Source organism: Rhodanobacter sp. UC4437_H4 (assembly GCF_052978425.1).
On sequence record NZ_CM129673.1, the window covers coordinates 3,365,173 to 3,389,369 of the forward strand.

General features: G+C 68.9%; 18 protein-coding genes and 1 riboswitch. Of the genes, 7 read left to right on the forward strand and 11 right to left on the reverse strand.

Annotation, left to right across the window (positions count from 1 at the left end):
* Window positions 1–1,011 (reverse strand): zinc-dependent alcohol dehydrogenase family protein, encoded by a 1,011-nt coding sequence (locus ACVCL3_RS15125; protein WP_447099838.1) that lies wholly within the window; start codon window positions 1,009–1,011, stop codon window positions 1–3.
* An 89-nt stretch (window positions 1,012–1,100) separates the two neighbouring features.
* Between ACVCL3_RS15125 and ACVCL3_RS15130 the strand changes: the two genes are divergently transcribed.
* Window positions 1,101–2,027 (forward strand): LysR family transcriptional regulator, encoded by a 927-nt coding sequence (locus ACVCL3_RS15130; protein WP_447099839.1) that lies wholly within the window; start codon window positions 1,101–1,103, stop codon window positions 2,025–2,027.
* Here ACVCL3_RS15130 and ACVCL3_RS15135 read toward each other — a convergent pair.
* Window positions 2,014–3,204: a hypothetical protein gene (locus ACVCL3_RS15135; protein WP_447099840.1), complete on the reverse strand. Its 1,191-nt coding sequence runs from the start codon at window positions 3,202–3,204 to the stop codon at window positions 2,014–2,016. The two genes, ACVCL3_RS15130 and ACVCL3_RS15135, sit on opposite strands and share 14 nt — an antisense overlap.
* A gap of 109 nt (window positions 3,205–3,313) precedes the next feature.
* A riboswitch (FMN riboswitch) is annotated at window positions 3,314–3,488 on the forward strand.
* Window positions 3,489–3,616: 128 nt separating this feature from the next.
* On the opposite strand from ACVCL3_RS15135, the gene ACVCL3_RS15140 reads away from it, so the two are divergent.
* Window positions 3,617–4,258 carry a riboflavin synthase gene (locus ACVCL3_RS15140; RefSeq protein ID WP_447099841.1) on the forward strand — a complete coding sequence of 214 codons (642 nt, stop codon included), beginning with the start codon at window positions 3,617–3,619 and terminating at the stop codon, window positions 4,256–4,258.
* Window positions 4,259–4,400: 142 nt separating this feature from the next.
* Entirely contained in the window at window positions 4,401–5,492 is a 1,092-nt protein-coding gene (gene ribB, locus ACVCL3_RS15145) for a 3,4-dihydroxy-2-butanone-4-phosphate synthase (protein ID WP_395119922.1), read from the forward strand.
* Between the two features lie 93 nt (window positions 5,493–5,585).
* Here ribB and ACVCL3_RS15150 read toward each other — a convergent pair whose 3' ends face one another.
* On the reverse strand, window positions 5,586–7,073 hold the full coding sequence (locus tag ACVCL3_RS15150) for an MFS transporter (protein WP_447099842.1): 1,488 nt from the start codon (window positions 7,071–7,073) through the stop codon (window positions 5,586–5,588).
* Entirely contained in the window at window positions 7,070–9,262 is a 2,193-nt protein-coding gene (locus ACVCL3_RS15155; protein WP_447099843.1) for a Six-hairpin glycosidase-like protein, read from the reverse strand. The genes ACVCL3_RS15150 and ACVCL3_RS15155 overlap by 4 nt, the downstream gene beginning before the upstream one ends.
* Before the next feature lie 303 nt (window positions 9,263–9,565).
* Here ACVCL3_RS15155 and ACVCL3_RS15160 point away from each other — a divergent pair, with 303 nt between their 5' ends.
* Together ACVCL3_RS15160 and ACVCL3_RS15165 are read left to right on the forward strand one after the other, a co-directional pair.
* Window positions 9,566–10,579 carry a LacI family DNA-binding transcriptional regulator gene (locus ACVCL3_RS15160; protein WP_395119919.1) on the forward strand — a complete coding sequence of 338 codons (1,014 nt, stop codon included), beginning with the start codon at window positions 9,566–9,568 and terminating at the stop codon, window positions 10,577–10,579.
* 114 nt (window positions 10,580–10,693) lie between these two features.
* Window positions 10,694–13,252 carry a glycoside hydrolase family 3 N-terminal domain-containing protein gene (locus ACVCL3_RS15165; protein ID WP_447099844.1) on the forward strand — a complete coding sequence of 853 codons (2,559 nt, stop codon included), beginning with the start codon at window positions 10,694–10,696 and terminating at the stop codon, window positions 13,250–13,252.
* Window positions 13,253–13,788: 536 nt separating this feature from the next.
* On the opposite strand, the gene ACVCL3_RS15170 is transcribed toward ACVCL3_RS15165, so the two are convergent.
* Complete coding sequence (locus ACVCL3_RS15170) at window positions 13,789–16,209, reverse strand: TonB-dependent receptor (RefSeq protein ID WP_447099845.1); 2,421 nt, start codon at window positions 16,207–16,209, stop codon at window positions 13,789–13,791.
* A 141-nt stretch (window positions 16,210–16,350) separates the two neighbouring features.
* Between ACVCL3_RS15170 and ACVCL3_RS15175 the strand changes: the two genes are divergently transcribed.
* Window positions 16,351–17,943 carry a tryptophan halogenase family protein gene (locus ACVCL3_RS15175; protein ID WP_447099846.1) on the forward strand — a complete coding sequence of 531 codons (1,593 nt, stop codon included), beginning with the start codon at window positions 16,351–16,353 and terminating at the stop codon, window positions 17,941–17,943.
* A 75-nt stretch (window positions 17,944–18,018) separates the two neighbouring features.
* On the opposite strand, the gene ACVCL3_RS15180 is transcribed toward ACVCL3_RS15175, so the two are convergent.
* From ACVCL3_RS15180 to ACVCL3_RS15205, 6 genes are all read right to left on the reverse strand, one after another.
* Complete coding sequence (locus tag ACVCL3_RS15180; protein ID WP_447099847.1) at window positions 18,019–19,566, reverse strand: GH39 family glycosyl hydrolase; 1,548 nt, start codon at window positions 19,564–19,566, stop codon at window positions 18,019–18,021.
* 139 nt (window positions 19,567–19,705) lie between these two features.
* Window positions 19,706–20,131: a cupin domain-containing protein gene (locus ACVCL3_RS15185; RefSeq protein ID WP_447099848.1), complete on the reverse strand. Its 426-nt coding sequence runs from the start codon at window positions 20,129–20,131 to the stop codon at window positions 19,706–19,708.
* Window positions 20,132–20,157: 26 nt separating this feature from the next.
* Window positions 20,158–20,889 carry an ion channel gene (locus ACVCL3_RS15190; protein WP_447099849.1) on the reverse strand — a complete coding sequence of 244 codons (732 nt, stop codon included), beginning with the start codon at window positions 20,887–20,889 and terminating at the stop codon, window positions 20,158–20,160.
* Between the two features lie 155 nt (window positions 20,890–21,044).
* Window positions 21,045–21,446: a VOC family protein gene (locus ACVCL3_RS15195; RefSeq protein ID WP_136257895.1), complete on the reverse strand. Its 402-nt coding sequence runs from the start codon at window positions 21,444–21,446 to the stop codon at window positions 21,045–21,047.
* Between the two features lie 131 nt (window positions 21,447–21,577).
* A complete protein-coding gene (locus tag ACVCL3_RS15200) occupies window positions 21,578–22,309 on the reverse strand; it encodes an anti-sigma factor family protein (protein WP_447099850.1) in 732 nt (243 codons plus the stop codon).
* Window positions 22,306–22,797 carry an RNA polymerase sigma factor gene (locus tag ACVCL3_RS15205; RefSeq protein ID WP_136257897.1) on the reverse strand — a complete coding sequence of 164 codons (492 nt, stop codon included), beginning with the start codon at window positions 22,795–22,797 and terminating at the stop codon, window positions 22,306–22,308. The genes ACVCL3_RS15200 and ACVCL3_RS15205 overlap by 4 nt, the downstream gene beginning before the upstream one ends.
* Window positions 22,798–22,924: 127 nt before the next feature.
* On the opposite strand from ACVCL3_RS15205, the gene ACVCL3_RS15210 reads away from it, so the two are divergent.
* Window positions 22,925–24,160: a S8 family serine peptidase gene (locus ACVCL3_RS15210; protein ID WP_447099851.1), complete on the forward strand. Its 1,236-nt coding sequence runs from the start codon at window positions 22,925–22,927 to the stop codon at window positions 24,158–24,160.
* Window positions 24,161–24,197 lie beyond the last annotated feature (37 nt).

A 24,197-nucleotide genomic window follows, 5' to 3' on the forward strand; every position in this document is an offset into this window, starting at 1 on the left:
TCAGGCGCTGAAGTCGATCGCGAGCTTGCCGAAATGCCGGCCGGCGACGAGTTGCTCGAACGCCTCGCGCAGCTGGCCGAAGCCGTAGACGTGGTCGATCACCGGTTCCAGGCCGGTGGCCTCGATGGCGGCGACCATCTGCTCGTGCGCTTCCAGTGACGCCACCGAGATGCCCTGCACGCGCACGCGCTTGAGCACCACCGGGGTCAGCGGCAAGGTGGCCTCGCTGCCGCCGATCCAGCCCAGCACGGCGATCATGCCGTGCATGCGCACCGCTTCCAGCGATTGCGCGAACGTGGCCGCGCCGATTGTCTCCACCACCAGCTCAACGCCGGCGCCGCCGCTGGCCTCGCGTACCAGCGCCCCCCACTGCGGGTGCTTCGCGTAGTTGATGCCGACGTCCGCGCCCAGCGCCTTGGCGCGTTCGAGCTTGGCGTCGCTGGAGGACAGCATGATCGCCCTGGCGCCGCGCAACTTGGCGAACTGCAGCGCGAACAGCGACACGCCGCCGGTCCCCAGCAGCAGCACGGTCTGCCCGGTGGTGATGTGAGCCAGCTCAAGCGCCTGCCAGGCAGTGAGTGCGGCGATCGGCAGCGTGGCTGATTGCACGCTGGTGAGGTGCGCCGGCGCACGTGCCAGCGAGTACTGGTCGAAGCAGGCGAACTCGCGCATCACCCCGGGATGGGGGCCGCCGATCTCGGCGCCCTCCCACTCCGGCCGCATGGCGCCGGCGATCCAGCGCGACTTGTAGAACGTGGTGACGCGGTCGCCGGGCTTGAAGCGGGTCACCGCCCCGCCCACTTCCTGCACCGTGCCGGCCCCGTCGGACACCGGCACGATCGGCAGCGGCACGCCGCGGTAGAGGTCGCCATTGACCAGCATGTGGTCGCGGAAATTGAGCGAGGCCGCTTCCATCCGCACCAGCACGTCGCGCGGGCCGGGGCGCGGTGTGGGCAAGTCAACCGGGTCGAGATGGTCCAGGCCGAAGGCGGAAAGCTGGATGGCACGCATGGGATGGCTCCGTGGTGGAAATGAGGCCATGGTCCCGCCACCGTCGTTTGGTGATAATCCACACGAATGGTCAATCTTCTGTTCGTCACATGAATCAATCTTTCGACCTCACGCCCGCCCGCCTGCGCGAACTGCGCGCGTTCGCGGCAGCCGCGCGGCGGCTCAATTTCTCGCGCGCGGCACTGGAGGTGGGCTGCACGCCGTCGGTGCTGAGCCGGCGCATCGCGGCGCTGGAGGAGGCGGTCGGCGCGCGGCTGTTCCTGCGCACCACCCGGCGCATGGCGCTGACCGCGCGCGGCGAGCTGTTGCTGGCGCAATGGCAACGCATGGAAGCGGTGATGGCCCAGCTGGCCGCCGACCTGCACCCGCCCGGCGGCGAACTGGCCGGCCACCTGTGCGTGCACCTGGCAGCCAGCTTCGGTCGTTACCGCATGGCCCCGCTGCTGGCCGGTTTCATGCGCAAGCATCCCGGCGTGCGCATCGACGCGATCTACGACGACGCCTACGTCGACATGGTCACCGCCAAGGTGGACCTGGCCGTGCGGCTGGGGCGCCTGGCCGACGTGCAACTGGTGGCGCGGCGGGCCGGCACCATGCGCATATTTCCCTGCGCCTCGCCCGACTACCTGGCTTCGGCGCCGCCGTTGCGCGACCCGGCCGATCTCAAGGCGCATCGTTGCATCAGCTTCACCGGCTACCGCCGCGGCACACTGTGGACGTTCGCCCGTCAGCGCCAGCGGCGCGCGGTACGCATCGAGCCGGTGCTGAGCTGCAACGATTCGCAGGCCATTCGTGACGCGGTGCTGGCCGGCGTGGGCGTCGGCCTGCAGGGGGATTACATGGCCGACGCGCTGGTCGCCGAAGGCCGCATGGTCGAACTGCTGCCCGACTGGCGACTGCCCTCGTTCCCTATCCACCTGCTGTGGCTGCCCGGCGCGGATCGCACGCCGGCACTGCGGGCATTGATCGATCACCTGGTCGCGGCGCTGGCGCCGCCCGGGGTCAGGGCAGGGTGAGCCGGAGCCGCCCCGGATGCCGGCGCACCGTCTCCCACGGCAGCACCGACCAGTCGTCGTTGGCTTCGCACACGCGCGCGGCGCGAGCGTAGGAGGGGCCGATGAACAAGCCCTTCGGTGTCATGTGCCAGCTCACGAACTGCCACACGCCGGGGTCGTCGTAGCCGCAATCGTCGTCGCCGCCGGTGGCCGTCGTCTCCTGCGGATAGAGTTGCCGCCATTGCCGCGCCAGCCAGGGCGCCAGATGCTGCTCGCGGTAATCCGACCACGCCTCGAAGCTGGCCGAGCCGGGTGCGGGGTTGCCGTCGGCGCCCGTGGCGTAGTGCAGCGGCTTGCCCTTGCCCAGCCACAGGATGTCTTCCAGGGTCAGCGGCCAGGCGGTGTGCGCGTCGAGGTTGATCGCCGCATCGCCGAAGTCCGGATGGGCGCCGCCGCAGTAGTAATTGGTGAACACGCTGACGCTGACGAGGTTCGCCGTGAGCAGGCGCGGCGTCACCGTCTGCTCGTAATCGCCTTCGTTGAAGTGGTTGAACATGCAGTCGTAGTAGCTGCCGGTTTCCCGCCACATCCGGTCCATCAGCACCTGGTTTATGCGCGCAAGCTCGGCGGGCGGGTACCCGTCCAGGATCTCGAAGAACGCGATGCCGGCGTCGGGCACGCGCCACCACTGCAGGGCATGGCCCATGAAGGTTTCGCGCTGGCCGGCCTGTGGCTTGAGGCCGGCCAGGCGCAGGTAGTCGTAGCGGTCGCTCGCATGGAGCTGCTTCAGCCAGGGCGGCGTATCGGCGGGGGGCGGCGCCACCGTGGCCGGGTGCAGGGCGACCGGCAGGGTCGTTCCCTTGTCGTCCTGCCATTGGCCGCGCCAGCCACCGTCGGCTTGCCGGTCCAGCGCGATGCGCGGGCCGTTGGCGTCGGCGTCCCAGCCTTCGCGCAGTTGCAGGTGACCGTTGCTGGCCGGCGCGCCCGACAAGGCGATGTCGCGGTGGTGGCGCACGTAGAAGTAGCGGCCGGCCGTGGCGGCGTCGTCGCCGGGGGTGAGTTGCAGCACGATGGCCTGCCGGCCCAGCGTGCCGGTGTAGACGTCGGCCGGCGCCTCGCCGGCGCGCGCGTGGGCCAGCCAGAACACGGCCGGCAGGATGGCGAGCCACGTCGACCAGCCGCGTCGATGCTTGCGCATGGAAACCTCCTTGGCAGGGACGGACATGATGCCGCAGCGGGCGGGCAAACGGCTGGCGCGCGAGTGGCGCATGGCGGGCGTGTTAGAATCCGGCGGCCGGTTCATCGGCAAACGTCTTCAGGGCGGGGCGAAATTCCCCACCGGCGGTAGGTTCCTCGGAACGAGCCCGCGAGCGCTCCCGGCAGCATCGGGAGGTCAGCAGATCCGGTCCGATGCCGGAGCCGACGGTCCAGGTTGTTCCGGTTCGCCGGTGCGGCCCACAGTCCGGATGAAAGAAGACGGCCAGGCGGATGGCAGCGATGCCATGCGTCTGCCTCATGCCTTGGGGCGTTCTCGCTTTCCGACGCGGAGAACGTTTCATGCCTGTCATCGTTTCAGTCTCGCTTGCCATCTCCCCCCGGGAGGTGTGCTGATGTTCACCGGCATCATCCAGACCGTGGGACGCGTTGCGCGACTCGAACCGCGCGGCGGTGACGTGCGCCTGCACGTCGATACCGCCGACCTCGACCTCACCGACGTGCAGCTCGGCGACTCGATCGCCGTCTCCGGCGTGTGTCTCACTGCGATCACGCTGGATGCGCGCGGCTTCAGCGCCGATGTTTCCAACGAGACGCTGTCGCTGACGTCGCTGGGCCAGTTGAAGCCCGGCGATCCGGTGAATCTCGAAAAGGCGCTGCGCCTGGCCGACCGGCTCGGTGGGCATCTGGTCTCCGGCCATGTCGACGGGCTGGGCAGGGTGGTCTCGATCACGCCCGATGGCCGCTCGCAGCGCTGGACGTTCGAAGTGCCCGCCGCCCTGTCGCGCTACATCGCCGCGAAAGGCTCGGTCTGCATCGACGGTACCAGCCTCACCGTCAACGAAGTCGCCGGCCATCGCTTCGGCGTCAACCTGATCCCGCACACGGTCGAGCACACCGCGTTCCACGCGCGCCGCACGGGTGATGCGGTGAACATCGAGGTGGACGTGATTGCACGCTATGTCGAGCGCCTGCTGGCCAGCGGCGAGGCGCCGCGGCTGGATGAGGCCTTCCTCAAGCAACACGGTTTCGCCTGACTGAAAGCCCCTCTCCCTGCGGGAGAGGGGTTGGGGTGAGGGTTCGGGCGAAGCGCGATGCTTCGCTCGGCCCCGAACCCTCATCCGCCCCTTCGGGGCACCTTCTCCCGCAGGGAGAAGGAATTCACTACGGACTTCCCTCATGCCCTTCAACACCATCCCCGAAATCCTCGAAGACATCCGCGCCGGCCGCATGGTCGTGATCCTCGACGACGAGGACCGCGAGAACGAGGGTGACCTGATCATGGCCGCGCAGATGGTGCGGCCGGAAGACGTGAACTTCATGGTGCGCGAGGCGCGCGGCCTGCTGTGCCTCACGCTCACCGAGCAGCGCACGCGCCAGCTCGGGCTGCGGCCGATGGTGAGCGACAACACCTCGGTCTACCACACCAATTTCACCGTCTCGATCGAGGCGGCCGAGGGCGTCACCACCGGCATTTCGGCGCACGACCGCGCGCGCACCATCCAGGTGGCGGTGAAGTCCGATGCGAAGCCACAGGACCTGGCCCAGCCCGGCCACGTCTTTCCGCTCACCGCGCAACCGGGCGGCGTGCTGACCCGCGCCGGCCACACGGAGGCCGGCTGCGACCTGGCCGCGCTGGCCGGGTTGGAGCCGTCGGCGGTGCTGATCGAAGTGCTGCATGAAGACGGCTCGATGGCGCGTCGTCCCGAATTGGAAGTCTTTGCGGCCAGGCACGGCTTGAAGATCGGCTCGATCGCCGACCTGATCCGTTACCGGCTGGAAACCGAAAAGACCGTGCAGCGCGTACACGAGGAATCGGTGGAGACCGAGTTCGGCCCGTTCCGGCTGGTGGCGTACCGCGACGTGATCCGTCGCGGCCTGCACTACGCGCTGGTGCGCGGCACCGTGGACGACGGCGCGCCGGTGCTCTCGCGCGTGCACGTGCGCAATACCTTGTCCGACGTGCTGCATCTCAAGCGCGACGACCTCGGCCTCACCGTCACTTCGGCCTTGCGCCGCATCGCCGACGAGGGTCGCGGCGTGCTGCTGGTGCTCTCCGGCGAGGACACGCCGGAGGCCCTGCTCGCGCGGTTGCAGGGCAAGCCGGCGGCGCAGGCGCCGGAGGATGCGCAGCAGCAGGAGTGGCGCCAGCTTGGCCTCGGCGCGCAGATGCTGGCCGACCTCGGCGTGCACCGCCTGCGCGTGCTGGGTACGCCGCGCAAACTGGTGGGACTGGGCGGCTTCGGGCTTGAGGTGGTCGAGTACGTCTGACCCTTCCGACTCTCCGTGCAGGAGCCCGCTCGCGGGCGATAGCTCTTGCTCTTGCATATCCCGACTTCGAGAGCATCGCCCGCGAGCGGGCTCCTACGGGGCGGGCGAAGGCTTTCCGTCATCGATGGCGGGCTCGCGCACGCGCAGGGTGAACAGGCCGGCCACGAACAGGCTGGCACCGCCCAGCGCCAGCGCGTAGATCGGCTCGTCGTGGAAGCACAACCGCAGCAGCAGGCCGAGCACGCTGGCCGCCATCAGCTGCGGGATCACGATGAAGAAATTGAAGATGCCCATGTACACGCCCATCTTCTGCGCGGGCAGGTTGTCCGACAGCATCGCGTAGGGCAGCGACAGGACCGACGCCCACGCCACGCCCACCCCGACCATCGACAGCAGCAGCCAGTCCGGGTCGCGAATGAACAGGAACGAGAGCAGCCCCGCGCCGCCCAGCCACAGGTTGACCAGGTGGCTCCAGCGCAGGCCGATGCGGCGCACCAGCAGCGGGATCGCGATCGCCGCCAGCGCGGCGAAGCCGTTGTACGCACCCATCAGCACGCCGACCCAGTTGGCGCCGGTGTTGTAGGCCACCGAATGCGGGTCGCTGCTGCCGAACTGCACGGCGGTTACCGCCGGGGTGGTGAAGATCCACATCGCGAACAGCGCGAACCACGAGAAGAACTGCACGATGGCGAGCCGCCGCATCGCATCCGGCATGCTGTAGAGATCGCCCATCACCTCGCGCAGCATGCCCTGGCTGCGGCTGAAGGCAAGCCAGGCGAACAGCGCGCCGAACACCAGCAGGCCGCCGGCCAGCACGTAGAGTTCCTTTTCGAGCGAGAAGTGCCGGATGGCCAGCCACACCAGCAGGCCGCCGACGATCAGCAGCAGGCCGGGCCGCCACGCGCGGGAGGCGTCCACGGGCATGGGCCTGGCGTCGTCGTCGAATTCGCGCAACTGCTCGGGCGGGTACTCCCGCGTGGAGAGCACGGTCCACAGCACCGTGCCCATCAGCAGGGCGCCGCCGGCGTAGAAGGCATATTTGACCGTGTCCGGAATCGCGCCGTCCGGGGCGACGTTGCTGACGCCGACCTTGGTCAGCAGCCACGGCATCAGCGACGCCACTACCGCACCCACGCCGATGAACACGCTTTGCATGGAGAAGCCGCGCGGGCGCTGGTGCTCCGGCAACTGGTCGCCGACGAAGGCGCGGAACGGCTCCATCGACACGTTGAACGAGGCGTCCATGATCCACAGCAGCCCCGCAGCCACCCACAGCGTGGGTGAGTTCGGCATCGCCAGCAGGGCCAGCGTGGCGAGGATCGCGCCGGCCAGGAAATACGGCCGGCGACGGCCGAGCCGGTTCCAGGTGCGGTCGGAGTAGTGGCCGATGATCGGCTGCACGATCAGCCCGGTGAGCGGTGCGGCCACCCACAGGATCGGGATGTCGTTCACCTCGGCGCCGAGCGTCTGGAAGATCCGGCTGACGTTGGCGTTCTGCAATGCGAAGCCGAACTGGATGCCCAGGAAGCCGAAACACATGTTCCAGATCTGCCAGAACGACAGTTCGGGTTTCCTGCTCATGGGGTACGGGTTCCGTCCGCCAGCGGCGCAATGTGCAGGTCGTCGACCTCGGCCTGGTTCAACGGCCCGTCGATGCCGCCGGTACCGCCCGTGTAGTGCGCGAAGTGCTGCAGGTAGCTCATGTTGAAACCGTCCTCCAGCGCGAACGTGCAGCGCGCCTTGCCGGTGGCGCTGAAGCGGCCATGGGTGGATGGCTGGGTGGCCACGCTGTGCGGCATCACCAGCGGCACGCGCTGCGTGTCGCTGCCATCGCAGTTGATGAGCAGCCATTTCACCGCGGCGGTGACGCCGGTGTTGATCGGGCCGTTGGCGTTGCGGTAATCCGCCCACACGCGATAGCTGCCGGTGGCGGGCGCGGTCCAGTGGCGCGGCCAGTCGCCGCCGGCCTGATCGACCGGGCCGACGCAGGTCGCCGGGCTGGGCAGGGATTCCAGGCCATGCGCATCGACGCGGGTGGCGCGCACGCAGGCGAGATCCTCGGTGCGGGCGAGCGTGCCGTGGCCGTCGATGGCACCGGCGCGCCGCCCGTTGACGTAGAGCTGCAGCTTCCCGTCGCCGTTGACGATCCAGCGATCGCCGTCGGCGGCCAGCGTCGGCGCGGCCGGGGCGATCGGCGCGTACAGCGGGGCGTCCATGCGCAGCGGCGGTGCGTCGGCCCGGATCGCCTTCAACGTCACGGTGGCATGCGTGCCTTGCGTGCGGATGCGATCGGCGACCAGCAGGTTGCCGTCACGCTTGGCCGGCAATTGCAGCGTGATCCGGCGACCGGGCAGGTCCAGGCTGATGGCGTTGCGCGCGCCGAACAGCATCGGCACCAGCGAGACAGGCAGCTTCGGTTGCACGCGGCCGTCTTCCTCCACGCCGAAAACGCCCTCGGTCACCACGTCCAGGTAGGCCGCCACCGACCACAGCTGGCGCGGCGAATTGACCACCGGGCCGCTGAGCTTGCCCTCGTCCACGTGCTGGCCCTGGGTCAGCAGCTCGTAGTTTTCCATGTTGGAGCCGACCAGTGCCGCGCCGCGCATCACCGAGGTGATCTCGTGGGCGATGCGCGCCGGGTCGTTGACCGTGCGTGCGGCGCGCAGCGCGTAGGCGCTGACGAACGGCCAGATCGCGCGGTTGTGATAGATCGGCTGGTCGCTGCGTTCGGGCCAGATCACCGGGCTGCCGGCCGGCCAGCTCGGATAGTTCTCCAGGGTCTGGCGCGCGCGCTCGCCATCGGCCACTCCGCTGGCGATCGCCAGCGAGATGCCAAGCAGGTCGTAGCTGTCCACCGGCGTGCCGTCGCCACCGATGTAGCTCATGTACATGCCGCGGTCGGCGCGCCAGAAGTGCAGGTTGATCGCCTGCTTCAGCGCCGCGGCCTGGGTGCGGTAGGTGTTCCTGGCGGTAGCCTGGTGATCGGCGCCGGCCTGCGCGGCGGCCAGTTGCAACGCCTCGTAGTGCAGCACGTTGGTCGACAGCGCGAACGATTGCCCGATGAAGGTCACCTCGTTGGCGGTCCACGCCGGGTAGGTCTGTTCGCGCCAGTCCAGGAACGAGGTCTCGCCGCGGTACAAGCCGAAATTGGCGTCGAACGCGTATTGCCGGTCCTGCGCCAGGGTGTCGCGCAGGGCCGTGCGCATCTTGTCGGCGAACGCGGCATCGTCCTGCAGGTGCCGCGCGGCGAGGAACCACACCACGCGATCCGTGCTGATCGGCCAGCTGCCGCCCGAGCCGGTGTCCTGCATCACGTACAGGCCCTGCGGCGCGGATGGTTCGCGCACGCCGGACAGCTTGAACTCCAGCCCGTTGCGCGCGCGGGCGCGGTCGAACCGCCACAGGCCGAGGTCGATCGCGTACGACAGGTCGCGCGTCCACACGTATGGCCACTTCAACCCGGTCTCGAAACAGTGGCAGGGAATCGGCGCGCCATGGTCGAACGCGCCGTCGCGGATCGCGCTCACCGAATCCTGGCGCAGATCGTCCTGCGCCATCGCGTACAAGCCGTCGAACAGCGCACTGGCGGTATCGGCCTTGAACGGTTGCGGCGCAATCACCCGCTGCCCGAACGGCCAGTCCAGGGTGTAGGTGTCCTGCGTGTCACGCCGGATGCCCACGTGCACGCCGTGCCAGTCCAGCCCGTCATGCCATGCGGGCGCTTCCAGCGGCGCGCTGGCCATGGCGGCAGCCAGCATCAGGCCCAGCATGGCGAGAGCCTGGAAGTGTGGCGAGGGGTCATGCGGCTCATGTGCTGGATTCTCCGACAGGTGTTATGTCACGGCCGCGCCCGGCCTGCACGTTGCGAGTGCAGCATCCACGGCACCCAACCGGCCCGGCCATCCGGCATGGTAGGCAGCCGCGCGCGCCGACGACTACCCGATGCATACGTATTCATGCCCTGGCCGCGCCGGGTCCGGGCGGCTGCCGACCGCCGGTCGCGGCGGTTCTTGTAAACGGGCCGGCGCTGACCGCATAGTTGAGCGCAGGCGCGGCAACACTTGGATCAAGGCATGCGGGTAAGGCTGGAAGACGTTGCACGCCGCGCGGGCGTTTCGCCCAAGACGGTGTCGCGCGTGCTCAACGACGAGGCCAACGTCAGCGACGCCACGCGCAAGCGCGTGACCGAGGCGATGGAGGCGATGGATTACCGGCCGCTGTCGTCGGCACGCAGCCTGGCCGGCAATCGTTCGTTCCTGGTGGCGATGCTGTACGACAACAACGACAATCCCGCCTCGACCTACCTGGCCGAGATCCAGGATGGCGTGCTCGAGGCCTGCGACGCGCACCGCTACAACATGATGGTGCGGCCGCTGCGCATGCGCGGCGAGGATTTCGTGCGCCGGCTCGATGCGGTGATCTCCGACCATCATCCCGACGGCATCGTGCTGACCCCGCCGATCACCGACTACGCACCGCTGCTCAAGCGCCTGCGCGAACGCCAGGTGCCGTTCGCCAGCGTGTCGCCGGTGTCGCGGGAGAACAACATCGGCGTGGCGATGGACGAGCAACTCGCCGCGCGCACGATGGTCGAGCACCTGCTGTCGCTTGGACACCGGCGGATCGCGCACGTCTCGGGTATTGCCGACCACGGCGCCAGCAGGTGGCGACTGGCCGGCTACCGCGAGGCGATGGCCGCCGCCGGCCTGGTCGAGGACCCGGCACTGGTGGTGCAGGGTGCCTTCACCTTCGCCTCGGGGGTGGCCGCGGCGCGGCAGTTGTTCGCGCTGAAGAAACGTCCGACCGCGGTGTTCGCGGCCAATGACGACATGGCCAGCGGCGTGATGTGGGTGGCCAACGAGCGGGGCATGAAGGTGCCGCAGGACATTTCCGTGTGCGGCTTCGACGACATCCCGCTGGCCAGCCAGCTGTGGCCGGCACTGACCACGATTCGCCAGCCCAGCCGCGAGATGGGCAAGGTCGCCGCCCTGCAATTGCTGGAAGTATTGCGCGGTCGCGGACCAGGGCGGCTGGTGGAGATGCCGTTCTCGCTGGAAGTCCGCGACTCGACCGCCAGCCCCGCCTGAATTGGCCGCCGCGAGCCCGCTCCGCGGCGATGTTGCCCTGCAAATTGACAGCGCTGTCAATTGTGTCACGCTGCGGCTTCCGCGCCTTGCGCGCGAGCCAGCCTGGAGCCTCACGTGCCACAGTCCTTTCGCCCGATCCGGGGCCTGTCCTGCCGTCTTGTGGTCGTTTCGATCGCTGGCACCTTGCTCGTTGCCGTGCCGGCCCATGCCGTCAGCCCCTCGACCACCGTGCATCCGCAGCTGTGGCCCAGGGTGAGCTCGCCGTTGCCGGCCGACCCCGCGCTGGACGCACGGGTGAAGGCGTTGCTGGATCGCATGTCGGTGGAGGACAAGGTCGGCCAGATGATCCAGGCCGACATCAAGTACGTGACGCCGGAGGACGTGCGCCAGTACCGCCTCGGCTCGATCCTGGCCGGCGGCAATTCCGGCCCCGACGGTGGCGAGTACGGCACCGCGGCGCAGTGGAAGAAGCTGGCCGACGCGTTCCATCGCGCCTCGCTGGAGCGCTCCGACGGGCGCCCCGCGATCCCCGTGCTGTTCGGCATCGACGCCGTGCACGGTCACAACAACCTGGTCGGCAGCACGCTGTTTCCGCAGAACGTGGGCCTGGGCGCCACGCGCGATCCCGAACTGCTGCGCGACATCGGCAAGGTCACCGCGCGGGAGCTGCGCGCCAGCGGCATCAACTGGACCTTCGCCCCCACCCTGACCGTGCCGCGCGACAGTCGCTGGGGCCGCGCCTACGAGGGCTATTCGGAAAACCCGACACTGGTGGCGGCATACGCCTCGCAGATCGTGACCGGGCTGGAGGGCGCGGTCGGCACGCCGCAGTTCCTCGATGCGAATCACGTGATCGCCACCGCCAAGCATTTCATTGGCGACGGCGGCACCAGGGACGGCAAGGACCAGGGCGACGCGGAAGTCAGCGAGGCGGTGCTGCGCGACGTGCATGGCGCGGGCTATCCGCCGGCCATCCGCGCCGGCGTGCAGGTGGTGATGGTGTCCTTCTCCAGCTGGAACGGGGTGAAGATGGCCGGCAACAAGGCGCTGATCACCGACGTGCTGAAAAAGCGCATGGGTTTCGACGGCATCGTGCTGGGCGACTGGAACGCGCATGGCCAGGTGCCCGGCTGCACCAACGAGGATTGCGCCGCCGCCTACAACGCCGGCCTGGACATGCTGGAGGCGCCCGATTCCTGGAAGGGGCTGTACCGCAACACGCTGGCCGAGGTGAAGTCCGGCGCGATCCCGATGAGCCGCGTGGACGACGCGGTCAGCCGCATCCTGCGGGTGAAGATGCGCCTGGGCATGTTCAAGCAAGGCTTGCCCAGCCAAAATCCGCTGGCCCGCTCATCGGCGCAGGTGATCGGCAGCGCCGCGCATCGGGCCGTGGCGCGGCGCGCCGTGCGCGAGTCGCTGGTGCTGCTGAAGAACAACCACGCCCTGCTGCCGCTGGACCCGCGCAAGCGCATCCTGGTCGCCGGCGATGGCGCGGACAACATCTCCAAGCAGAACGGTGGCTGGACCCTGACCTGGCAAGGCACCGGCCTCACCAACGCGAACTTCCCTGGCGCGACCTCGATCTGGGCCGGCATCGATGCGCAGGTGCGTGCCGCGGGCGGCACGGCGGTGCTGTCGGTCGACGGCAGTTACAGGCAGAAGCCCGACGCCGCCATCGTGGTGTTCGGCGAGGATCCCTATGCCGAGTTCCAGGGCGACCTGCCCAACCTTGCCTACAAGCCCGGAAACGATCACGACCTCGACCTGCTGCGCCGCCTGCATGATCGGGGCGTTCCGGTGGTGGCCCTGTTCATCACCGGCCGGCCGTTGTGGATGAATCGCGAGATCAACGCCTCCGATGCTTTCGTGGTGGCATGGCTGCCCGGCAGCGAGGGCGAGGGCATCGCCGACGTGCTGCTGCGCAAGCGCGACGGCTCGATCGACTACGACTTCCACGGCAAGCTGCCCTATTCGTGGCCGCGCACGGCGATCCAGACACCGCTCAACGTGGGGCAGCCGGATTACCACCCGCAATTCCCCTATGGCTATGGCCTGAGCTATGCCGATCACCGCGAGCTGGGCACCTTGCCGGAGCAGGCCGGCGTGGCGCTGGATGACGAGCGCGCCGGGGTGTACTTCGTGCGCGGCCAGGCGGCGCACGGTTTCGCCTTGCAACTGACGGCGGCCAACGGCGAAAGCGACACCGTATCGTCGGCGCCTGCCGCCACCGGCGACGGCAGCCTGCAAGTGGCCGCCCTCGACTACAAGGCGCAGGAAGACGCGCGACGCTTGAGCTGGTCCGCTGCCGGCACGGCGACCGCCGCGCTGGCGAGCAGCTCGCCGCTGGACCTGGATCGCCAGACCAATGGCGACGTGATGCTGGTGGCCACCCTGCGCATCGATGCGCTGTCGCCCCGCGGCACGACCCTCGGCGTCGCCTGCGGCAAGGGCTGCGGCGCCGGGGTTTCGATCGGCTCCCAACTCGCGGCGCTGCCGCGCGGGCAGTGGCTGCGTGTGGGCATTCCGCTGAAGTGCTTCCGCGATGCGGGCGCCGACATGGGCAAGCTGGATCGGCCATTCGAGTGGACCAGCAGCCGTGGCGAAAGCATTGTCCTCACCGAAGTGTCGCTGGGCACCGTGGCAGACAGGACGCTGGCCTGCAAGGCGCATTGACGCCATTTGGTTCCGCTCCGCGTAGGGCGGGCACCGCCCCCCCCCCGGCTCTTGCCTTCGTGACGGCATGGCAGAAAGCGGCGGGCATTGCCCGCCCTACGTGCCGTTCGCAACCGAAGCCAGGCGAAGCTGCCGACGCCCCGCGTAGGGCGGGCGGCGCCCGCCGGCTCTTGCCTTTGTGACGGCATGGCAGAAAGCGGCGGGCATTGCCCGCCCTACGTGCTGTTCGCAACCGAAGCCAGGCGAAGTTGCCGAGGTTCCGCGTAGGGCGGGCACCGCCCGCCGGCTCTTGCCTTCGTGACGGCATGGCGGAAAGCGGCGGGCATTGCCTGCCCTACGTGCCGTTCGCATCCGAACCCGGGCGAAGTTGCCGACGCTCCGCGTAGGGCGGGCACCGCCCGCCGGCTCTTGCCTTCGTGAAGGCATCGCCCGCCCCGGCGCAATCGTCGACGGGCCAAAAAAAGGATGCCCCGTTGCCGGGGCATCCAGTGGCGACCGCAGGGGAGGGGCCTGTCGCCGGTGAAACGAATGGCTCCTTAGAACCAGAACCCGAACTGCACGCCGTAGGTGCGTGGCGGCAGGTACTGGGAGGTGAATGCCACGCTGCCGTCGGCGAGCAGGGTGCTGCCTGCCGCGTTGCTCTTCACCTTGCCGTCGGTGACATTCTGCACGTAGGCGTTGATGTACCACTTGTCGCCGGGCTCGGTGTAACGCAGCGAGAGATCGCCGCGCGCGTAGGCCTTCTGCTTGTCGCCGGCGCCGAAGTTGAACCAGCTGAGCCACTGGGCGCTCTGGTACTGCGCGCTGATCCGCGGCGTCAGGCGGCCGCCGCTGCCCAGCACGAAGTCGTGCTCGTAGATGGCGGTGAGCGACACGTTGGGGGCGTGCGGCAGGTCGTTGCCGGAAATGTCCATGCAGTTGTTGCTGATGGTCGACTCCGGCGGGCAGATCGTCGGCACGTAGTAGTCGTTGCTGGCGGCGTACTTCTCCGTGCCCAGCTTCTTCTCGGGGATCACCGACAGCACGAGGTTGGCGCGGTCGTTGGTCGACTGCCAGGCCAGCTCCGATTCGAAGCCGGCCACCTTGGTCTTGCCGCCGACGTTGGAGAAGCCGAGCCCGTGCGAACCATCGGGATAGGTGACCGGTGCCGACAACTGGTAGTTCTTGAACACTTCGTAATACGCGGCGCTGTTCCAGGTCAGGTGGCCGTCGAGGAACGCGAGCTTGGCGCCGATCTCGTAGTTGGTCAGCGTCTCGGGCTGGTACAGGGCACCGCCGTCCTGGGTGCCGCCGGATTTGTAGCCGGTCGATACGCTCGCGTAGATCATGCTGTTGGCGCCGACGTCATGGTTGATGCGCAGCAGCCAGGTGGGCTTGCTCTTGCTGTAGGTGGCGTCGTTGTGCTGGCTGATGGCGAAGCCGACGTCGCCGGGCTGCTGGCCGGGCGAGATGGGCTGCTGCGGGTAGGCCGGGTCGTAGGCCCAGCCCCAGTTGACGCCGCCGCGGTTATCGCGCTTGTCGTGCGACCAGCGCGCGCCGCCGGTGAGGTGCCAGCTGTCGCTCATGTTCCAGGTGGCCTGGGCGAAGGCGGCGGTGGCGGTGACCCGTTCCTCCGGCTGGATGAAGGAACCCTGCCAGCTGACGGTGCCCTGCTGGGTGCCGTTCATGATCGGGATGTCGAAGCGGATGTTGTTGTTCTCGTGCTCGTAGTACGCGCCGAGAATCCAGTCCAGCGTGTTGTCGCCGCGGGACTTGAGGTTGAACTCGTGGCTGGAGCTGAGATAGTTGGAATGGTTGGTGCGGTCTTCCTGGTACACGCCGTTGGTGGTGAAACTGGTCGGCACGTTGACGCCGCCGTCCTGGTCGAAGTCGCTCTTGCCCGAGTAGCGGTTGAAGCCCGCCACGTAGGTCAGTTCGAGGTTGTCGTTGATGACCCAGTCCATCCGGCTGCGTACCGAGTGCGAGCTGCGGTCCAGGTACGGCGCCACGTCGATCAGCGCGGACCAGAAATCCTGCCCCGCACGCGGATGCTGCATCAGGTTCATGCCCGGCGTGCCGCGATCCTTGAAGTACTCGTACGACAGATCCCACAGGAAGCTGTCGCTGGGCCGCCAGCGGGCGCTCACGCGCGCGGCGGACTGGTCCTGGGAGTTGTACTTCGGGCCCTTCTGCACGAACAGGTTGGTGTCGATCGGCCGGAAATTGGCCGGATCGCCGCCGGAGGCGAGATAGTTGGCCTGCTGCTGCGCCAGCGTCGGGATCTGCCCCACCGGGTTCTGGTAGTCGACGTAGCCATCGTGCTGTTCGTGCACGGCGGCCACGCGCATCGCGAAGGTGCCGCTGATCGGCAGGTTCACCGCCGCGCGCACGCCGCTCTGGTTGTAGTTGCCCAGGCCGATGCTGCCGTTGCCGTAGAAGCCGCCATCGATGTCGGGCTTGACCGTGTTGAAGCTGATCGCGCCGGCGGTGGAGTTGCGGCCCCACAGGGTGCCCTGCGGGCCACGCAGCACTTCCACGCTGTCCATGTCCAGCAGCAGGCTGGCGGCGGCCTCGGCGCGCGGGGTGTACACGCCGTCGACGAAGGTGGCGACTTCCGGGTCGGCGTACTCGGTCTTGGCGCTGTCGTTGCCGATGCCGCGCAGGGTCAGCGTGACCACGCCGTGGTCGCCCTGCGAGGTGCCCTGCAGGCCGGGGACGAGCTTGGTCAGGTCCTGCACCGTCATGACGCGCTCCTTGTCGAGCGTGTCGCCGCCGATCGCGGTGATGGCGACCGGGGTTTTCTGCAGCGGTGTCTCGCGCTTGGTCGCGGTGACCTGGACGGCATCCAGGTTCTTGACCTTGCTGGCGGAGGGAGCTTTCTCCGTCGGCTGGCTTGCCTGCTGGCCTGCCGCGTGGACCGCGGCCGATGCAAATACAGCGGTCACGGCGATGTACAGCGCGGAATAGCGAAGTTTCATGGTCTCCCTCTCCCCAATATCGTGAGCTTGCGGTAGGCTGATTGATAGCGCTGTCAACTTCAATATGACAGCGCTGTCAATTCGGATGCTACTGCGAATATCGCGAATTTGCTTGCTGCATGGCAGCAGGGGAGAAAATCCATGCCACGTCTCAAGAAGGTGCTGGTCGTCGGGGGTGGCACGGCCGGCTGGCTGGCCGCCTGCTACCTGGCCAAGGCGATGAACAGCACGGCGCCGGACAGCGTCCAGGTGGAGCTGGTCGAGTCGCCGAACATCCGCCTGCTCGGCGTGGGCGAGGCGACCTTTCCCTCGATCCGGGGCACGCTGGCGGCGATCGGCCTGGACGAACGCCGGTTCCTGGTCGGCGCCACGGCGACGTTCAAGCAGGGCATTCAGTACGTCAACTGGGTGCGGCCGCCGGGCATGCCCGGCGCGGATCGTTTCTTCCATCCGTTCAACACGCCCAGCCATCGGCCGGGCAGTCCCGAGCTGTTGCCTTACTGGTTGCTGGGCGCCGCCCCCGAAGGCACGCCGTTCGCCGAAGCGGTGACCATGCAGAGCCGGCTGGTCGATCACGGGCGCGCACCAAAGCACGCCTCCGATGCCGATTACCAGGCACCGATGAACCATGCCTACCATTTCGACGCGGCCGCCTTCGCCGCCACCCTGGCCGAGCACGGCCAAGGCCTGGGCGTGAAGCGCCATCTGGCGACGGTCGAACGCACGGAGCTGGACGAGCGGGGCAATATCGCGCAGGTGGTCACCACCGAGCTCGGTGCGCTCTCGGCCGACCTCTACGTGGATTGCACCGGCCTGCGCGGCAGCCTGATCGGCGGCGCCATGCGATCGGCGTTCCGCAGCCGCCGCGACGTGCTGTTCGTCGATCGCGCGGTGGCCTTGCAGGTGCCGTATCCGGCACCGGACACGCCGATCCTGCCGTATACCCGGGCCACGGCGCAGCCGGCGGGATGGGTCTGGGACATCGGCCTGCAGAAGCGCCGCGGCATCGGCCACGTCTATTCGTCCCGGCACATGGATGCCACACAGGCCGAGGAGATCGCGCGCCGTTACGTCGGTGCGGCGGCCGATGCGCTCGAAGCCCAGCACCTGCAGTTCGAGACCGGCTACCGCCCGGAACACTGGCGCGGGAACTGCGTGGCGGTCGGGCTGGCCGGCGGCTTTGTGGAACCGCTGGAATCCACCGGCATCGCGCTGGTCGAGCTGGCGGTGTGCATGCTGACCCACCTGTTCCCGGCCGATCACGACGACATGGAGCGCACGGCACGGCGCTTCAACGAAATGATGGTGGCGCGCTACGAGCGCATCATCGACTTCATCAAGATGCATTACTGCCTGTCGCAACGGCGTGACTCGGCGTTCTGGATCGACAACGCCAACCCGGCCAGCATTCCGCAGACGCTGCGCGATCGCCTGCAACTGTGGCGGCGTCGCCCGCCGCACCGGCTGGACTTCGTCACCGACCTGGAAATGTTCATGCCGGCGAGCTGGCAGTACGTGCTCTATGGCATGGAGTTCAGGACCGACCTGGAGCACGCCCGCAGCGCCTGGCCGCAGATGGAAGAAGCGCGGCGCGAGTTCGCGATGATCCAGCAGGTGGCAGGGCGCGCGCTGCAGGATCTGCCCGACCACCGGGCGCTGGTCGAGCAGTTGTGCCGCGAGTACGCGCAGCGGCAGCAAACCCGGGCCGGCGAGCCGGTGGCGGTCGGCGGTTGAAGCCCCGGGCACGCATGCCGCGTGCCCGGGTCGCGACGCCAGGCCCGCTGGCGAGAGCGGCCCGGTTCCCGGACCTCAGCGCAATTCGACGACCACCAATCCCTGCGGCGGGATATCGAGTTGCAACTTGCCGTCGCGCAGTTCGACGCGCTCTGGCGGCGCCATCTCGCCGGCCTTGCGCAAGGCCGCGATCTGCGCGCGGCTGGGGAAGTCGGGGCGGCCCATCTGGTCGAACGCGGCGACCGCGTTGCCGTGGTTTTCGTCCAGCCGCCACACGGTGGCGCGGGCACCGGCGGCGAGATGGCGCACGTCGACGCTGAAGTGCTTGTTCGTGCCCTTGGGCTTGCCCGGCGTGTAGCTGGCGGTGTCGCCCACCGGCGGCGCGTAGTTCCACAGCGCCAGCACCACGGTGCCGTCGTCGCGCTTCGTCACCAGAGCGGAATCCGAATCCGACTTCAGCTGGCGGTCGCCCAGCTTGTGCAGCATGGCGAAGGCGTTGAACGCGGGCTTGGGGATGCGCCGCGCGGCGATCAGGCCGAAGCCGCCGTAGAACGGGTTGCGCACGATGCCCTGTTCCTCGAACACGTCGGAGAACGACCAGTAGCTCATGATCTGGATCTTGCCGGCGCACTCGCGGATCGTGTTGGCCATCCACGGCCCCATGAACACGGTGTCGGTGACGTTGGGCAGGTTGGCGTAGCTGGCGTTGTACTCGCTGAACACCAGCGGCATCTGCGGGTAGGGCGAGGCGAGGATCTCCTTGTGCACCTTGTCCACCGTGCGGCAGACCATGTCGCGGCGCGGGATGTGCTCGTCGCTGTGGAACACGTTCTGCGCGGTGTCGTCGCCGTAGACATGGGTGCTCAGGAAATCGACCGGCACGTTGTTCTTTTTGGTGTGCGCCAGGAAATCCGTGGCCCACGCGCCCTGTGCGGTGGCCGGGCCGCCGACGCGCAGGCGCGGGCTCACCGCCTTCAGCGCGCGGGCGGTGTGGTCGTACAGGGTGTAGTAGGTGGACTGCTTCGGCTCGCCGGCCCAGAAGCCGATGTTCGGCTCGTTCCATACCTCGAAGTACCAGCTGGCCACCTCGTCGATGCCGTAGCGCGCGATCAGGTGGCGGGCGAAGGCGGTGATCATCGCGTCCCACTCGGCGTAGTTCTTCGGCGGCGCGCGGTTGGGGTGATACCAGAACTCCTGCAGCTCGTTCGGGTCGGAGGTGAGCTCCGGCGGCATGAAGCCCAGCTCGATGAACGGTTTCACGCCGTGCTCGAGCAGGCCGTCGTAGATCTGGTCGATGTAGGAGAAGTTGTAGCGGATCGAGCCGTCCGGGTCGCGGTTCACCATGCCCACGTCGTGGTCGAAGATGCCGTGGAAGCGGATGTAGCTGAGGCCGGTGGCCTCGCGCACGGCGTCCAGGTCCTTGCGGTAATCGTCGCGCAGCGACAGCGAGGCGCGGCCGGAGCCGAACATGGTTTCCCAGAAGTGCGGGAACGGCGTGCCGGCGGCCTGCGCGTCGACGCGGATCTGCACGGTGGCCGGCGTGGCCGCGAGGGCGGAGCCAACCAGCAAGGCGCTGGCGCACAGGCCGAGCAGGAAATGGCGGAAGGCGGCCGGGAGGCGCATCGGGGGATTCCTCGTCGTCAGCGGAGCTTGGGTCGGTGGGGTCGGGGCGCGCGATGTAAACGTTTACGTGCCGACTGCCGCAGTATCTTGCAGTCGGCGTGCGACGTCCAGTGAGCCCCGTCCGCCCGGCCGGCGCGAGTCAACCGGACCGGGCGTCGCCCAGCGGGTTGTCGGCAAACCAGGCCGCCAGTTCGGGCATCTTCCGTTCGAAGCCGGCGGGCGTGTTGATGCACAGGAAACCGCATTCGGCGGCGTCGCGATTCTCGAAATCGTGCGGCGTGCCACCGGGGATCAGCACCCAGCTGCCGCGCGGCGCCGGCGCCCACTCGCCGTCGATGCAGACGCTGAGCGTGCCGGCGAGGACGTAATAGATGTGGTCGTCGTCATGGGCATGGCTGCCCGGCCCGCCGGTGCGCGGCTGCAGCCACCACTCCGACAGCGAGTAGCGCTCGGCAGTCTGCGCGCCATCGGCATGGAATACCGCGCGCATGCGGCCCATGTCGTAGCGGCGGCCCTGCGCCGGTCGCGTGATCAGCGGCTTGCGGGTGGCGTCTGGCGCGTTCATGCGAACCTCCTCATCCGGTCGAAAAATCACGATTCTCCGCGCTTGCCGCCCGCTGCCGACGGAGCGATGGTGAGCCCGATCAGCCGCGAGACCACCAGCGCGAGATACATCACGCCGACGAACATCTCCAGGCTTGCCACCGCCCGCGCGTGGACGGTGATCGGGATGACGTCGCCGATGCCGGTGCTCGACATCAGCGCGAAACTCAGAAACAGCAGCTCGGTCCACGTGCGCGGTGCCTGCGGGTCGACCGCCGCGGAAAAACAGCCCGGCTGCAGGGTCTGGCACAACACGAACAGATAGGTGAACGCCCACACCAGCAGGGTGAAGGTGGCCCCGGCGGCGAACAGCTCGTCGGTGGTGGCGCGCCGGTCGGCCAGCATGTACGCGATCAGGCAGCCGGCCGCGTAGAAGTAGAACAGCGCCTCCAGCGCCGCCCACCAGGGCCGCAGCGCCGGCAGCTCCAGCGTCAGGCCCATCACGTTCAATACCACTGCCGGCACCGCGATCGCCAGGCTCACCCAGCCGCGTCCGCGCGTGCGCTGCACCATCGCGATCGTCAGCAGCAACACCACCACACCGAACGCGCCGAACAACGCGCGCGCCGAATGCGTCTGCTCGATGAACGGATACAGCAGCAAGCCGGCCAGCTGCACCAGCAGGAGGATCGCCGAGGGATGGCGGATCACCGTGGCCACCCAGCGTGGCCGGGCGATGCGCGAAGTGTGGTGGTCGGGGGCGTTCGCGGTCTGGTTCATGCGTGCTCCTGCGTTTCAACGAAAGGAAGTTCGAACGCGGGAATTCGTCTTGATCTTGCGGGGCGCACCAGGGATTCCCGCGTTCGCTGGGATGACGTTACTGGGCCTTCCGGGCTCTCCGCGCGGCTCGGCACAAGACATCTTCTCGCCCGCTCTCACTCCTCCCGCCTGACGCGATGGCTCGCGCACAGCTTGTTGCCGTCGGGGTCGCGCACGTAGGCCAGGTACAGCGCGCCAAAGCCGCTTTCGCGCAGCCCTGGCGGCTGTTCGATCGAGGTGCCGCCGTGGGCCACGGCGGTGTCGTGGAACGCGCGCACCTGTTCGGGCGAGTTGCACTTGAAGCCGATCGTGCCGCCGTTGGCGAACGTTGCCGCGCCGCCGTCGATCGGCTCGCTCACGCAGAAGGTGTTGCCGTCGTGCCGATAGAACAGGCGGTCGTGGCCGGTGGCGGTCCGGTCGCGGTGCGGTTGGCCCGCTCCCAGCGTACCCAGCACGGCGTCATAGAAGCGCTTTGCCCGTTCGATGTCGTTCGAGCCGACCATCACGTGACTGAACATGGCGTATGTCTCCGCATTGGAAGGTGGCGGCCGGCCGACGGTCGGGCGCTGCCTAGCCTGCACGGCAGCGGACCGGCGATGCAAGACCGTCGACGGCCGCAGTCGCGCAGTCCGCGTGATGGGCTGCACGGTTACTGCCAGCCGGCGTCGCGCGCTGCGCGCTCCTGTTTCGCATCGAAGACTTCGCCGCGCAAGCGGGCGTCGATCGCGGCGCGCACCGCGATCGGCAAGTCGCTGGCGGCCTGGCGCAGTTCGCCGTCGTCCCCGGGCGAGGGCGCCGCGGTGAGCACGGGCACGCTCCAGCCGCCGTCACCATGGCAGGCGAGCCCGGCGCGCGCCGGTGCACGATGCAGCACGAAGCTGCGGCAGATGTGCCCGTCGTTGCTGCGGAAACTCAGGCCGATCGCCACCTGCGCATCTGCTTCCGGTTCGCTTGCCAGCGCATGATTCAGCGCTTGCTCCAGCGGACCGGCGGCAAACGACTGGCCGCCGTGCATGCGCAGCATGTCGCCGCCGGCGCGCGGCCACCACAGGGCCACGGCCAGCAGTGCCACCGACGCGGCCAGCGCGGCGCCCACATACCAGCGCCGTGGTGCGCGGCGATGCATGGCGTGCGCATGACGTCCACCGGCGAGCGCCGGCGCGGCGGGCGGCTGCAGCAAGGCGGACAGCCGCGCCGGCACCGGCTCGTCGAGCACCGGGTCGAACGCGGCATGCAGTTGCGCGCGCACGGCACGCGCCTGCTGCACGCGGTGCGCGAGCACGGCGTCGTGCGCCAGCGCGGCGTCGACGCGCGCGGCCGCGTCGGCGTCGAGTTCGCCATCCACGTAAGCCTGCAAGGTGTCGTCGTCGATCGCGTTCATGCTTCTTTCCCAAGGTGGGCCTGCAAGGTGGCGCGGGCGCGAGCCAGGCGACTGGTGACGGTGCCCACCGGCACCTCCAGCAGCTCGGCGGCCTCGCCGTAGGACATGCCCTCGACCAGCACCAGGGCCACCACTTCGCGATGGTCCGGCGGCAGCGCCGCCAGCGCCATCGCCAGTTCCAGTTGCTGCGCCGGCTGCGCACTGGCGCGGTCGGCCGCCATCTCGCCGGCTTCCTCCGGCGCGAACAGATGCTGCGAACGGCCGCGCGCGCGCAGTTCGTCGCGCCAGGCATTGCGTGCGATCGCGAACACCCACCGATCCAGCGCGGCATCCGGCCGCCACTGCGCGGCACGAGCGAGCGCGCGCTCCAGCACGATCTGCACCAGGTCGTCGGCGTCGGCGGCCTGGCCGGCCAGCGCCCGCGCCAGCCGGCGCAGGCGCGGCAACAGCGGGATCAGTCCTTCGCGCACGGCGTCGCTCGAATTCACGCATCACCTTCCATTACGTCTGGAGGGGTGGATTCCATCCCTCGTGCGCGTCGGCGCGGTTCGAGGGCGTAAAGCGGACCCATGCTAGCATCCGGCCCCGTTGCTCCCGAGGCCGTTGGCCATGCCCATGCGCCGTCCGTCCGCCGTGTTCGTTTTGCTGCTGGCCATCGCCTCGATCGGCGTGGCGCCTGCGCAGGCGCAGGTGCTCGGCCCGGTGCAAGGATTGCCGAACGTGCAACTGCCCGGCGCGCGTCTGCCCGGCTTGGATCCCGTTGCGCCCTTGCACAGCGTCGACGACCTGCTGCGCGGCCCGCTCGCCCTCACGCGAAAAGTGCAGATCGAGACGCTGCGGCGCAGGGAGCCTCGGCGCGTCGACATCGACCCGCACGGCGCGCCGGTCCTGCGCGGCGAATTCCTCGCCACCGGCCTGTCGACGGCGCAACGCGATGCCGTGCAGGCAGCAGGTTTCGTGGTGGATCGCGAAACGCCGGCGGATGCCACGCTGGGGCTGGACTTCGTGGTGCTGCACGACACCCGCGACCGCCGCACGTCCAGCGCCCTGCGCGCCCTGCAGCGAGCCGCGCCGGGTGCAGCGTTCACCTACCAGCACCTGTACCTGCCCGCCGGCGAGGGCGACGCGGCCCGCGTCGCGACGGCAGCGGCGCCGTCGTCCGTTGCGCCATCGCAACGCGTGGGGCTGATCGACGGCGGCGTCGATCCCGGCGATCCCGCGCTGGCGCACGCGCGCATCGAGCGGCACGGCTGCACCACGGCGAATCCGTCGCGGCACGGCACGGCGGTCGCCGCGCGCCTCGTCGCCGGCGATGCGGACACGCTGTATGCCGCCGACCTGTGGTGCGGCGATGCGGTCGGCGGCGCCACCTCGAAACTGGTGGACGCGCTGGCGTGGATGGCGCGCGAGCACGTGGCGGTGATCAACATCAGCCTGGTCGGTCCGGACAACCCGGTGCTCGCGCGTGCAGTGCAGGCGATGATCGCCCGCGGCCACGTGCTGGTCAGCGCCGTGGGCAACGACGGCCCCGCGGCGCCACCGCTGTATCCGGCGGCGTACCCGGACGTGATCGGCGTCAGCGGCGTCGACGCGCACGACCGTGTGCTGCCCGAAGCCGGCAGCGGCGAGCAGGTGGATTTCTGTGCGTCCGGGGTGGTCGGCAGCGGCCGCAACGCACTGCGCGGCACCTCGTTCGCGGCGCCGATCGTGGCGCGAAAAGCGGCGCGACTGCTGGAAGCCCCGCGCACCGGCGCCGCGGCCCAGGTGCAGCAGCAGCTGATCGGCGAAGCGCGCCCGCTCGGCGCCCGCGGTCGCGACCCGCGTTACGGTTACGGCCTGCTGTCGCCCTGAAACTGAACGCCGCCCAAGCGTCACTGGCAGGTACGGA